The sequence below is a fragment of the Mesorhizobium sp. M1B.F.Ca.ET.045.04.1.1 genome (assembly GCF_003952465.1).
GTDB classification, from domain to species: Bacteria; Pseudomonadota; Alphaproteobacteria; order Rhizobiales; family Rhizobiaceae; genus Mesorhizobium; species Mesorhizobium shonense.
This window is the reverse complement of sequence record NZ_CP034448.1, coordinates 7,425,322-7,439,166: the sequence shown is the minus strand read 5'-3', so window position 1 is coordinate 7,439,166 and position 13,845 is coordinate 7,425,322. Positions and strand designations below refer to the sequence as shown.

Sequence of the window (13,845 nt, the reverse complement as noted above, 5' to 3'; positions counted from 1 at the left end):
CCGGCACTGTGAACTTCAGGGCGGCACGCGGAGCTCGATGCGCGTCACATCACCGAATGCACTTCAGCGGCGGACCACAACGGTCATGGCACGTACCGTCCACGTCCGGTCCGCATCTCCGGCCTCTTGCGCTTGGGAGCAGCCTGAACATCAGCGCTGGCAGTCTGCAAATCAGCGGTTCAATGCGTCCGTCGATGCGTTCACGCATCAGGCCTTCGGAGGAGCGGCTAACCGTGCGGGCCGCGACCCTTTCGGGGGTAGCGAAGGCGGGTCCGGCACGACGCTGGCGCAAGGCGGAGCCGCGTTCAATGGCTCCTTCGGTCTCGACGGCGGGCGGGTGCTGCAGTTGGGCGGCAGCAGCACCGCCACAGGGTACATCTATCTCGATCTGAATGCGGCGAATCCGAACACAGGCACCAGCGATCTTGGCGCTGGAACCCTGGCAATCGGCAGCGGCACGATCTTCGACGACCAGAGCGATGGTGGACTGTATATCTATGCCAACAATTGGGGGCCTGGCGACGACGGCTCGGCCGCCGCGGTCAACAACGCCGGCACCTTCGTCAAGTCGGGTGCGGCAACCACCGCGACCATCGCCACGCGCTTCAACAACACCGGCTTGGTAGACGTTGAGAGCGGCACGCTGAGCCTGTCGGGCGGCGGCATCGACGTAGGCGCGACCTACCAAGGTGCCGGCACTGTGAACTTCAGTGGCGGCACACGGACGCTCGATGCCGCGTCGAGCATCACCGGGAATGCAACGTTCAGCGGCGGAACCACAACGGTCGACGGCACGGTCAGCGCCCAATTCCTGTCAGTCATCTCCGGCACTGTGACCTTCGGTGCCGCGACAACGACTGCTGCGTTCAGCCAGTCGGGCGGCGAGCTGAACGGCTCCGGCCTGCTGACGGTGACAGGCCTTGCGACGCTCTCGGGGGTAGCGAAGGCGGGTCCGGCACGACGCTGGCGCAGGGCGGAGCCGCGTTCAATGGCTCCTTCGGTCTCGACGGCGGGCGAGTGCTGCAGTTGGGCGGCAGCAGCACCGCAGCAGGGTACATCTATCTCGATCTGAATGCGTCGGACCCGAACACGGGCGTCAGTGACGCAGGTTCCGGCGCGCTGACAATCAGCAGCGGCGCTACCTTCGACGACCAGAGCGATGGTGGACTGTATATCTATGCCAACAATTGGGGGCCTGGCGACGACGGCTCGGCCGCAGCGGTCAACAACGCCGGCACCTTCGTCAAGTCGGGCTTGGCAACCACCTCGACCATCGCCACGCGCTTCAACAACACCGGCTTGGTAGACGTTGAGAGCGGCACGCTGACCTTCAACGGCGAGTTCCAGAACAATGGAATAATCCAGGCGGACGGTGGCGACATCGTTATCAACTCAGCCGTGAACGATAGCGGCTCGGCAATCATTCTCAATGCGTCAAAACTCGAATATGCTGCTGCTTCCAACGAGAATGTGACGTTCGCCGCCGGCTCCGCAGGTACACTTCGGCTGGACGACTCCCAGGACTATACGGGAACGGTCAGCAATCTGGCCGCAGGCAATTTCCTCGACCTTTCCGACATAATGTTTGGAGATAGCACTAGCCTCGGATACGCGGCAAATCAGACCGATACAGGCGGAACTCTCACCATCACCGATGGCAATCATACCGCGCAGGTCGCGCTGCTGGGGCAATATCTGGCCACGAGCTTCACGCAAGTTAGCGACGGGCATGGGGGCACACTCATCAGCATTCCACCGACTGATACGGCGACGTTGCTCAGTCAGCCACAGAACGCGTGAGAATTGATCTGGTTGGGGTGCAGGGCTGATGGACGTGGTGAGGCAAAGTGAAAACGCAAGCTCCGGCGACCCCGGGCTCGCCGCGTTGGTGATGTTGCTGCGTTTTCACGGTGTGGCGGCTGATCCGGAGCAGATCCGCCACCGCTTCCCCGCGGCATCGATCGGCATTACGGAGATGCTCCGCTGCGCCAGGGAACTGGGCCTTAAGGCGCGAGCGCGGCGCACAAATTGGGATCGGCTTGCGCGAACGCCATTACCCGGAATCGTCTCGCTGAGCGAAGGCGGCTTCCTGCTTGTGGGCAAAGTCGGCGACGACAAGGCGCTTGTGCAGCCGCCACTTTCGCCGATTCCAAAGCTAATGACGCGCATAGAATTCGAAGGGGTTTGGGACGGGCAGCTGGTGCTGATGACGCGCCGGGCTGGCCTAACCGACCTAGCCCGACGGTTCGACATTGGCTGGTTCATGGGCGCCATCCACAAGTATCGCCAGCTTCTGGGCGAGGTGCTGGTTGCCTCGTTCTTTCTGCAAGCCTTGGCGCTAGTTTCGCCCCTCTTCTTTCAGGTCGTGATCGATAAGGTGCTTGTGCACCAGAGTTTGAGCACGCTCGATGTATTGGCCATTGGCTTGGTTGCAATTGCCATATTTGAGGCAGTGCTCGGCGTCTTGCGCACATATCTCTTTGCACACACGACCAACCGCATCGACGTGGAACTTGGGGCCCGTCTATTCAGGCATTTGTTGGCATTGCCGATCGCCTATTTCCAGGCGCGGAGGGTAGGTGACTCCGTCGCCCGGGTTCGGGAACTCGAAAATATTCGCAATTTTCTCACCAGCTCGGCTCTGACGCTCGTGATCGACCTTTTTTTCACGTTCCTGTTCGTCGGAGTTATGCTCGTCTATTCGCTGGAATTGACGGGCATCGTTCTCAGCTCGTTTCCATTCTATATATTGATTTCGGCAGGCGCGACTCCGCTGTTTCGGCGGCGTCTCGACGAAAAGTTCGCGCGGGGCGCGGAGAACCAGGCCTTCCTCGTCGAGAGCGTCACCGGCGTCGAAACCCTCAAAGCTCTGGCCATCGAGCCGCAGATGCAGCGGCGTTGGGAAGAGCAGCTTGCCGGGTATGTGGCGGCAAGTTTCAGGGTGCTCAGTCTCGGCAACACCGCTAGTCAATCCGTTCAGATGATCAGCAAGCTGGTGACGGCCGCAGTACTCTATTTCGGGGCGAAGATGGTTATCGCTGGTCAGCTCACTGTCGGCGAGCTCGTCGCTTTCAACATGTTGGCCGGACGGGTGAGCGCGCCGGTGCTGCGGCTCGCGCAGATCTGGCAGGACTTCCACCAGGCACGGCTGTCGGTGGCTCGCCTGGGTGACATCCTCAACACTCCGCCCGAGCCGAGCTTTAATCCCGGCCGCGCAGCTCTACCGGCCATGCGCGGCGATGTAACCTTTGAGCATGTTGGCTTCCGATATCGCCTCGACGGGCCCGAGATCTTGCAGGATATTCATTTTTCAGTGCCGGCCGGCCAGGTCGTGGGCATTGTCGGTCCCTCTGGCTCGGGCAAGAGCACCCTTACGAAACTGATCCAGCGTCTCTATGTGCCCGAGAGCGGCAGGGTGCTTGTGGATGGTGTTGACCTGACCATGGTCGATACCACCTGGCTGCGCCGACAGATAGGCGTGGTGCTGCAGGAAAACGTTCTCTTCAACCGCACGATCCGCGACAACATCGCACTCGCCGATCCGACCATAGGAATGGATCAGATCATGGCGGCGGCCACCACGGCCGGAGCGCAAGAGTTCATCTTGGAACTTCCGGAGGGGTATGACACCATAATCGGTGAACGCGGCACCAACCTATCCGGCGGCCAGCGTCAGCGTATCGCCATCGCCCGCGCACTAGTCACGAATCCGCGCGTCCTCATCTTCGACGAGGCGACTAGCGCGCTGGACTACGACAGCGAGCGCACCATTCAGCAGAACATGACTGAGATCGCCAAGGGGCGCACAGTGTTTATCATCGCCCACCGGCTATCCACAGTCCGCCGAGCGGACCGCATTCTCTCGATCGAGCGCGGCCGGCTGGTTGAGGACGGAACGCACGATGACCTGATCAACAGCGGCGGCTGCTATGCCTCGCTACACCGACTGCAGGCGGGAATCCATGAAGTCCGGTAGCAATGTCGTTCCGCTTCGGACCAGTCCTGCTCAGCCAAGTCGATACGAGTTGGCGTTTCTGCCGGCTGCCCTGGAGATTGTGGAAACTCCGCCGTCGCCTGTCGGCCGTGCGATTGCGATTGTCATAGGGGCCTTATTCTGTGCCGCGATCGCCTGGGCCTCGTTTACCAACGTCGACATCATCGCCTCTGCTCCGGGCAAGATAGTTCCCGGCGGTCGGACAAAGCTCATCCAGCCATTCGAGGCCGGTGTCGTTCGAGCGATCCATGTTCAGGATGGCCAGGTTGTTAAGGCGGGCGACGTGCTGATCGAACTCGATCCTACGATTAACGCAGCGGATCGCGATCATTTGCGCAGCGATCTAACTGCGGCCCAGCTGGAGGTCGCCCGGCTGCGTGCTGCTCTGAGTACGAGTCCCGATCCTGTCGGCGACTTCAAGCCCCCCTCGGGTGTTTCGGCTGAGCTCGTCTCGATGCAGCGCCAGCTCTTACGTATGCAAGTGGAGGAGCATCAGGCAAAGCTTGCATCCCTCGACCGTCAACAAGAGCAAAAGCGAGCCGAGAGGGACACGATTAGCGCATTGATCGAGAAGCTGAATGAGACGATCCCGGTAGTCGAGCAGCGCACGTCGATCTACAAGACCCTCGTTGAACGGCAACTCAGTTCGAAGCTGACATATCTCGAAACGCTCCAGCAGTTGATCGATCAGCAGCATGATCTCTCAGTTAATAAGAGCCGATACAATGAAGCTGAAGCGGCACTCGCAGCCATCACCGAGAGCCTACGCGAGGTCGATGCGGACTATCGCCGGGACCTTTTGGAGAAATTGGCGGATGCGGAACGGAAAGCGGCGGGCCTCAGCAGCGACCTGACAAAGGCGGAGAAGCTAACCAAACTACAGGTTCTGACTGCACCGATTGACGGCTACGTCCAGCAACTCGCGGTTCATACTGTTGGGGGCGTCGTGACGCCGGCACAACCACTGCTCGTGCTGGTGCCGACCGACAGCCAACTCGAAATTGAAGCTCAGGTCTCGAACTCTGACATAGGCTTCATCAGGCCTGGCCAACCAGCCGCGATAAAGGTCGAGACGTTCAATTTCACTCGCTACGGCCTCCTGCAGGGGAAAGTGATCACCGTTTCCCACGATTCAATGCAACGAGAAAAGCCGACCTCGGAGGACGCGGCCGGCGCTGAGCCGAGGGGTCAGAATTTCGTGTATACGGCTCGGATTTCGCTCGACCGAACAAAGATGCGAATCGATGAAAATATGGTCGATCTCTCACCAGGAATGGCTGTTGTGGTCGAAATAAAGACCGGGTCTCGGACGCTGATGAACTATCTCCTCTCGCCATTGATGCGCTACGAGCATGACAGTTTGCATGAACGCTGACGGCCAGTCGGCGGGCGCTTGCCGGTAGGAGGTAGAAACGTGATTGATCCGTCCAATGCGGCTTCGCCGCGGGCCGAGCGCTGCCCTGGACCATCGGGTGGGAACGCCCGCGACCTCCATGGTTCTTCCACTATGCTCGCCGCAAATCCTCGGCCCGTTTGAAGATCAAGATTCTGATGGCCAGTAAGCAATATCGGTGGCGAGCGGAAGCCACCATCCGAGGAGGTGGCTCACATAGCGGGGCGGCAAGAAGGGTATTGAGGGACCGAGCTCCACCACGGTTCGCTCGACCTGAAACCAATCGACTTAGACACCAAGCCGATAGTGCAGTTTGTGCAAAGGCCCCCAAGAAGACGCATTGTCATTAACTGTTCACAGAATTGGCAGTTGACGCTTCAGGGGGAGAGTTAATAGTATCTTAATATAAGGGGTAGCGTGAACATCTCCCGATTCGGCAACTACGGAGTGATGGGCGCTACTGGGTAGGGGTATTGCAGCGCGGCTTCTATAGCCGTGGCAGCCATCACCATCGAGCCACCGCCTGTCTGTGAACCGCCATTGTGGGCTGGCCGTTCACGGGCCGGGCCGTTGGGCTGCGCTTGGTTGTATGGCGCATTTCCTCTTCCCAATAGACTGGGCGCCGATCCTTTCGGCATGGGGTAGTCAGCCGTCTCGGATGGCCAACAGGCGGACGCCGGGCGCGTCTGCGGCAGGGGTAATAGCTTAAATGAGCACTTCGCAAATCGCCGGAGCCGGTGGCACAGCCGTGTCGTTCTCCAACACGCCGCAGGCGCAGAATGACGTCTTCAACTACACCGAAGACAACGTCATTCTCGCTTCAGGTTCTCAAACCGTCATCGTGCTCGATGTGATGGCGAACGATGCCGGCGGCAACGCCAAGTCGCTATATTCCGTGGACGACGGCATTTCCGCGACGACTTTGACGAAGCAGTACGCGCCGATCGACCTGACGACCCAGGACGTGCAGGCAACCGGCATCTCGAGCTGGGAGACTATTGCTGCTGGTGTCCAGATCCGCATCAACAACGGCAAGGTCGAGATGGACCTCACTGGGTATCTGGCGGCACGCGGCTACTCGAGCCTGCAGTCGCTTGGCGCCGACGACCACATCAACGAAACCTTCACCTATGCAATCAAGCTAGCCAATGGGACCCTGAGCTGGGCAAGCGTTTCGGTCAACATCCAAGGCGCCAACGACGGCGCGACCATCACCGCGGTGCCGGCTGCGGACACAACTGTGGTGGAAGCTGGCGGCGTCGCCAACGGCACGCCCGGCGACCCAAATGCGTCCGGGCAGCTGATCATTTCGGACTTGGATGCCGGCCAAAACCATTTCCAGGCTCCGCCAAGCCTCGGGGGCGCATACGGCACCTTCACTTTCGACGCGACCACCGGCGCCTGGACCTACGCGCTCAATCAGGCGCTTGCCGACCCGCTGACACAGGGCCAGCATGCCACTGACACGTTGACCGTGACATCAGCTGATGGGACGGCGAACTACAGCATTGTCGTCAACATTACCGGTACGAATGATGTCCCTATCATTGCGGGCATCCAGACCGGCGCGGTGACGGAGGACGTGGCGGTCGACGCCAGCAGCCACCTCAACGCCTCGGGCGCGCTGACCATCGCCGACGTCGACCAGGGCCAGTCGAGCTTCGCGGCGCAGGCCGGCGTTGCCGGCAGCAACGGCTTCGGCACCTTCACGCTCGCCGCCGACGGCCATTGGACCTACAGCGCCGACAACAGCCAGACGGCGATCCAGCAGCTCGGCGCCGGGCAGAGCCTCACCGACAGCTTCACCGCGGTCTCCTCGGACGGCACCGCCAGCCAGCTCGTCACCGTCACCATCCACGGCACCAACGACGTGCCGGTGATCGGCGGCGTGTCGAGCGGCGCGGTGACGGAGGACGTGGCGGTCGACGCCAGCAGCCACCTCAACGCCTCGGGCGCGCTGACCATCGCCGACGTCGACCAGGGCCAGTCGAGCTTCGCGGCGCAGGCCGGCGTTGCCGGCAGCAACGGCTTCGGCACCTTCACGCTCGCCGCCGACGGCCATTGGACCTACAGCGCCGACAACACGCAGACGGCGATCCAGCAGCTCGGCGCCGGGCAGAGCCTCACCGACAGCTTCACCGCGGTCTCCTCGGACGGCACCGCCAGCCAGCTCGTCACCGTCACCATCCACGGCACCAACGACGTGCCGGTGATCGGCGGCGTGTCGAGCGGCGCGGTGACGGAGGACGTGGCGGTCGACGCCAGCAGCCACCTCAACGCCTCGGGCGCGCTGACCATCGCCGACGTCGACCAGGGCCAGTCGAGCTTCGCGGCGCAGGCCGGCGTTGCCGGCAGCAACGGCTTCGGCACCTTCACGCTCGCCGCCGACGGCCATTGGACCTACAGCGCCGACAACAGCCAGACGGCGATCCAGCAGCTCGGCGCCGGGCAGAGCCTCACCGACAGCTTCACCGCGGTCTCCTCGGACGGCACCGCCAGCCAGCTCGTCACCGTCACCATCCACGGCACCAACGACGTGCCGGTGATCGGCGGCGTGTCGAGCGGCGCGGTGACGGAGGACGTGGCGGTCGACGCCAGCAGCCACCTCAACGCCTCGGGCGCGCTGACCATCGCCGACGTCGACCAGGGCCAGTCGAGCTTCGCGGCGCAGGCCGGCGTTGCCGGCAGCAACGGCTTCGGCACCTTCACGCTCGCCGCCGACGGCCATTGGACCTACAGCGCCGACAACAGCCAGACGGCGATCCAGCAGCTCGGCGCCGGGCAGAGCCTCACCGACAGCTTCACCGCGGTCTCCTCGGACGGCACCGCCAGCCAGCTCGTCACCGTCACCATCCACGGCACCAACGACGTGCCGGTGATCGGCGGCGTGTCGAGCGGCGCGGTGACGGAGGACGTGGCGGTCGACGCCAGCAGCCACCTCAACGCCTCGGGCGCGCTGACCATCGCCGACGTCGACCAGGGCCAGTCGAGCTTCGCGGCGCAGGCCGGCGTTGCCGGCAGCAACGGCTTCGGCACCTTCACGCTCGCCGCCGACGGCCATTGGACCTACAGCGCCGACAACAGCCAGACGGCGATCCAGCAGCTCGGCGCCGGGCAGAGCCTCACCGACAGCTTCACCGCGGTCTCCTCGGACGGCACCGCCAGCCAGCTCGTCACCGTCACCATCCACGGCACCAACGACGTGCCGGTGATCGGCGGCGTGTCGAGCGGCGCGGTGACGGAGGACGTGGCGGTCGACGCCAGCAGCCACCTCAACGCCTCGGGCGCGCTGACCATCGCCGACGTCGACCAGGGCCAGTCGAGCTTCGCGGCGCAGGCCGGCGTTGCCGGCAGCAACGGCTTCGGCACCTTCACGCTCGCCGCCGACGGCCATTGGACCTACAGCGCCGACAACAGCCAGACGGCGATCCAGCAGCTCGGCGCCGGGCAGAGCCTCACCGACAGCTTCACCGCGGTCTCCTCGGACGGCACCGCCAGCCAGCTCGTCACCGTCACCATCCACGGCACCAACGACGTGCCGGTGATCGGCGGCGTGTCGAGCGGCGCGGTGACGGAGGACGTGGCGGTCGACGCCAGCAGCCACCTCAACGCCTCGGGCGCGCTGACCATCGCCGACGTCGACCAGGGCCAGTCGAGCTTCGCGGCGCAGGCCGGCGTTGCCGGCAGCAACGGCTTCGGCACCTTCACGCTCGCCGCCGACGGCCATGGACCTACAGCGCCGACAACAGCAGACGGCGATCCAGCAGCTCGGCGCCGGGCAGAGCCTCACCGACAGCTTCACCGCGGTCTCCTCGGACGGCACCGCCAGCCAGCTCGTCACCGTCACCATCCACGGCACCAACGACGTGCCGGTGATCGGCGGCGTGTCGAGCGGCGCGGTGACGGAGGACGTGGCGGTCGACGCCAGCAGCCACCTCAACGCCTCGGGCGCGCTGACCATCGCCGACGTCGACCAGGGCCAGTCGAGCTTCGCGGCGCAGGCCGGCGTTGCCGGCAGCAACGGCTTCGGCACCTTCACGCTCGCCGCCGACGGCCATGGACCTACAGCGCCGACAACAGCCAGACGGCGATCCAGCAGCTCGGCGCCGGGCAGAGCCTCACCGACAGCTTCACCGCGGTCTCCTCGGACGGCACCGCCAGCCAGCTCGTCACCGTCACCATCCACGGCACCAACGACGTGCCGGTGATCGGCGGCGTGTCGAGCGGCGCGGTGACGGAGGACGTGGCGGTCGACGCCAGCAGCCACCTCAACGCCTCGGGCGCGCTGACCATCGCCGACGTCGACCAGGGCCAGTCGAGCTTCGCGGCGCAGGCCGGCGTTGCCGGCAGCAACGGCTTCGGCACCTTCACGCTCGCCGCCGACGGCCATTGGACCTACAGCGCCGACAACAGCCAGACGGCGATCCAGCAGCTCGGCGCCGGGCAGAGCCTCACCGACAGCTTCACCGCGGTCTCCTCGGACGGCACCGCCAGCCAGCTCGTCACCGTCACCATCCACGGCACCAACGACGTGCCGGTGATCGGCGGCGTGTCGAGCGGCGCGGTGACCGAGGACGTCGCGGTCGACGCCAGCAGCCACCTCAACGCCTCGGGCGCGCTGACCATCGCCGACGTCGACCAGGGCCAGTCGAGCTTCGCGGCGCAGGCCGGCGTTGCCGGCAGCAACGGCTTCGGCACCTTCACGCTCGCCGCCGACGGCCACTGGACCTACAGCGCCGACAACACGCAGACGGCGATCCAGCAGCTCGGCGCCGGGCAGAGCCTCACCGACAGCTTCACCGCGGTCTCCTCGGACGGCACCGCCAGCCAGCTCGTCACCGTCACCATCCACGGCACCAACGACGTGCCGGTGATCGGCGGCGTGTCGAGCGGCGCGGTGACCGAGGACGTGGCGGTCGACGCCAGCAGCCACCTCAACGCCTCGGGCGCGCTGACCATCGCCGACGTCGACCAGGGCCAGTCGAGCTTCGCGGCGCAGGCCGGCGTTGCCGGCAGCAACGGCTTCGGCACCTTCACGCTCGCCGCCGACGGCCACTGGACCTACAGCGCCGACAACAGCCAGACGGCGATCCAGCAGCTCGGCGCCGGGCAGAGCCTCACCGACAGCTTCACCGCGGTCTCCTCGGACGGCACCGCCAGCCAGCTCGTCACCGTCACCATCCACGGCACCAACGACGTGCCGGTGATCGGCGGCGTGTCGAGCGGCGCGGTGACGGAGGACGTGGCGGTCGACGCCAGCAGCCACCTCAACGCCTCGGGCGCGCTGACCATCGCCGACGTCGACCAGGGCCAGTCGAGCTTCGCGGCGCAGGCCGGCGTTGCCGGCAGCAACGGCTTCGGCACCTTCACGCTCGCCGCCGACGGCCATTGGACCTACAGCGCCGACAACAGCCAGACGGCGATCCAGCAGCTCGGCGCCGGGCAGAGCCTCACCGACAGCTTCACCGCGGTCTCCTCGGACGGCACCGCCAGCCAGCTCGTCACCGTCACCATCCACGGCACCAACGACGTGCCGGTGATCGGCGGCGTGTCGAGCGGCGCGGTGACGGAGGACGTGGCGGTCGACGCCAGCAGCCACCTCAACGCCTCGGGCGCGCTGACCATCGCCGACGTCGACCAGGGCCAGTCGAGCTTCGCGGCGCAGGCCGGCGTTGCCGGCAGCAACGGCTTCGGCACCTTCACGCTCGCCGCCGACGGCCATTGGACCTACAGCGCCGACAACAGCCAGACGGCGATCCAGCAGCTCGGCGCCGGGCAGAGCCTCACCGACAGCTTCACCGCGGTCTCCTCGGACGGCACCGCCAGCCAGCTCGTCACCGTCACCATCCACGGCACCAACGACGTGCCGGTGATCGGCGGCGTGTCGAGCGGCGCGGTGACGGAGGACGTGGCGGTCGACGCCAGCAGCCACCTCAACGCCTCGGGCGCGCTGACCATCGCCGACGTCGACCAGGGCCAGTCGAGCTTCGCGGCGCAGGCCGGCGTTGCCGGCAGCAACGGCTTCGGCACCTTCACGCTCGCCGCCGACGGCCATTGGACCTACAGCGCCGACAACAGCCAGACGGCGATCCAGCAGCTCGGCGCCGGGCAGAGCCTCACCGACAGCTTCACCGCGGTCTCCTCGGACGGCACCGCCAGCCAGCTCGTCACCGTCACCATCCACGGCACCAACGACGTGCCCGATATTCATCTTGTGGGAACCGGAACCCCTGACACTGCGTCGGCTACTTTGACGGAGACGAACGCCGGCTTGACGGCCAACGGCACCTTGACGGTAACCGACGCCGATGTTGCCGACACGGTCAATTCCTCGGTCACAACTGTCGTAGCATCGGGGATAACAGCTGGCCTCGGCCTAACCAACGCGCAGCTTCTCGCAATGCTGGCTGTCTCACCAACCTCGGGCTTGGCCGCCAACCCGACCGACACCCACAACCTCAACTGGACTTTCAATTCCGGTACCCAGGCCTTTGATTACCTTGCTGCCGGTCAATCATTGACGCTCACCTACACAGTCCAAAGCACAGACAATCACGGGGCTTCCGATACGCAAACCATAACGGTGACTGTGAATGGGACCGACGAAGTCAGCCCAACGTTGATCTCCACGATTGTGGACGGCAAACAGGGGAACAACGCAACGCCGAGCACGGTAACCATAACATTTGCTGCGCCTGTCACCGCAAATTTTGTCAATCTGTCGGATGTGATGCACGTTTCCGGTCTGCCAAATGTGACGGTCATAAACGGCACAGGCAATTTCACCGATTCGACGCATTACACATTCCAAGTAGATAAAGGTGCAGGCAGCAGTAACGGCTCGTCGTACACCCTTACTATCGACAGCGGGGCGTTCTCGGACACTTCGGGTCATACCAACGCCTCGACAACGAAAAGCGGCCTCAAGCCCGCCGGCACCGCGGGCGAGCCGATCAATCTTGCGCTGACCGACCCGTCAGAGGGCCAGGCGGTCACCGTCACGGTGAAGGATCTGCCCTCCGGCTGGACCATCGACGGTGCCACGCAGAACGCCGATGGGTCATGGGCGGTGCAGTCCAACGCCGTGCACGAACTGACGGTCACCACGCCGGCCGATTTCGTAGGCGCGGCGGTGCTCGACATCCACATGACCTGGACCAACGCCGACGGCACCACGGGCAGCATGTTCGTCGCCGACAATGTCGAGGCTTATGCGTCCGGTTCTCCGATCTTCGCCTGGTCGGGCGACGACGTGCTCACCGGCTCCAGCGGCAATGATTTCTTCGTCTTCTCGCAGCCGATCGGCAACGATAGCGTGCACAGCTTCGATGCGGCCGCCGACCAGATCGACCTCGTCGGCTATTCCGGTTTCCAGAGCTTTGCCGACGTCCAGGCGCACACTGCCGACGACGCCAGCGGCAATGCGGTGATCGCGCTCGGCGACGGGCAGTCGATCACATTGGAAGGCGTCCATTCCACCGCGCTCGGCGCCGGCAATTTCGTCTTCGACCAGACGCCGGTGGTCAAAAACGCGGGCACCATGACGATCGGCGACGGCGCCTTGCTGCCGCTGAGCGGGACTGTCAACAACAGCGGCGTCATTGCGCTCAACTCGACCGGTGACGAAACCCTGCTGCAGGTTATCCAGCATGGAGTGACCCTTGAGGGCGGCGGGCAGGTCGTCCTCTCCGACAGCGCGGCCAACATCATCTCCGGCACCGGTCCGGACGTCACCTTGATCAATGTCGACAACATGATCTCGGGCGCCGGCCAGCTGGGCGACGGCGTTCTCAGCCTGGACAACAGGGGCACCATCATCGCCTCTGGCACCAATGCGCTGGTGATCGACACCGGCGGCAGCGTCGTCCTCAACTCAGGGACGCTGGAAGCGACCGGCTCGGGCGGCCTGGTCGTCGCCGGCGGGGTGGCGAATTCCGGCATGATCGAGGCCAATGGCGGCAATATCGTCATTCACGGTGAAGTCACCGGCGACGGCGATGCCACGATCGGCAACCTGTCGAAGCTGGAATTCGGCGCAGCCTCGTCGACGGATGTCACCTTTGCGCAGAACGCAGCCGGTACGCTGGAGCTCGACGACTCCTTCGACTACAGCGGACGGATCAGCGGCATCACCAACGACGACAAGCTGGACCTCAACGACATCCTGTTCGGTACCGGGACGACGGTTGCCTATCAGGCGAGCCAGGATGGCAGCGGCGGCACATTGACTGTCTCGGATGGAGCGCACAATGCCACGCTACACCTGCTGGGCGCCTACGATGCCAATGGCTTCAAGCTCGCCGATGACGGCCAGGGGCACACGGTCGTCACCTACAATCCGGCGGAGTTCACGCTGACCGGCGTCAGCAGCGGAACGAGCGAGTTCGCCGTGTGACGGAAAGAGGGTGAGCCCGCAACCACGCGCGGCTCACCCTCTTCTGCGCCGGCCGAGCGTTTA

The 13,845-nt window shown here is 64.3% G+C and carries 5 protein-coding genes; all 5 read left to right on the top strand.

The features are described from left to right. Window positions 1–85 precede the first annotated feature (85 nt). The 5 genes from EJ071_RS36650 (at window position 86) to EJ071_RS38920 (ending at window position 13,782) form a co-directional block, all read left to right on the top strand. Window positions 86–1,072, top strand: coding sequence for a hypothetical protein (locus tag EJ071_RS36650; protein ID WP_126102188.1), 987 nt, complete (start codon window positions 86–88; stop codon window positions 1,070–1,072). Continuing rightward, entirely contained in the window at window positions 1,018–1,800 is a 783-nt protein-coding gene (locus tag EJ071_RS36645; RefSeq protein ID WP_126102187.1) for a hypothetical protein, read from the top strand. The genes EJ071_RS36650 and EJ071_RS36645 overlap by 55 nt, the downstream gene beginning before the upstream one ends. A gap of 28 nt (window positions 1,801–1,828) precedes the next feature. Next, window positions 1,829–3,976, top strand: a complete 2,148-nt coding sequence (locus EJ071_RS36640) for a type I secretion system permease/ATPase (RefSeq protein ID WP_126102186.1) — start codon at window positions 1,829–1,831, stop codon at window positions 3,974–3,976. Next, the gene (locus tag EJ071_RS36635) at window positions 3,963–5,369 is read left to right on the top strand and encodes an HlyD family type I secretion periplasmic adaptor subunit (protein ID WP_126102185.1); all 1,407 of its coding nucleotides are present in this window, start codon (window positions 3,963–3,965) and stop codon (window positions 5,367–5,369) included. The genes EJ071_RS36640 and EJ071_RS36635 overlap by 14 nt, the downstream gene beginning before the upstream one ends. A gap of 727 nt (window positions 5,370–6,096) precedes the next feature. Next, a complete protein-coding gene (locus EJ071_RS38920) occupies window positions 6,097–13,782 on the top strand; it encodes a VCBS domain-containing protein (RefSeq protein ID WP_189521359.1) in 7,686 nt (2,561 codons plus the stop codon). Window positions 13,783–13,845 lie beyond the last annotated feature (63 nt).

What these genes read in the sequence shown, in the direction of transcription:
- EJ071_RS36650 (WP_126102188.1), top strand. Translation starts at nt 86, where the DNA reads ATGGCACGTACCGTCCACGTCCGGTCCGCATCTCCGGCCTCTTGCGCT.
- EJ071_RS38920 (WP_189521359.1), top strand. Translation starts at nt 6,097, where the DNA reads ATGAGCACTTCGCAAATCGCCGGAGCCGGTGGCACAGCCGTGTCGTTC.
- EJ071_RS36635 (WP_126102185.1), top strand. Translation starts at nt 3,963, where the DNA reads ATGAAGTCCGGTAGCAATGTCGTTCCGCTTCGGACCAGTCCTGCTCAG.
- EJ071_RS36640 (WP_126102186.1), top strand. Translation starts at nt 1,829, where the DNA reads ATGGACGTGGTGAGGCAAAGTGAAAACGCAAGCTCCGGCGACCCCGGG.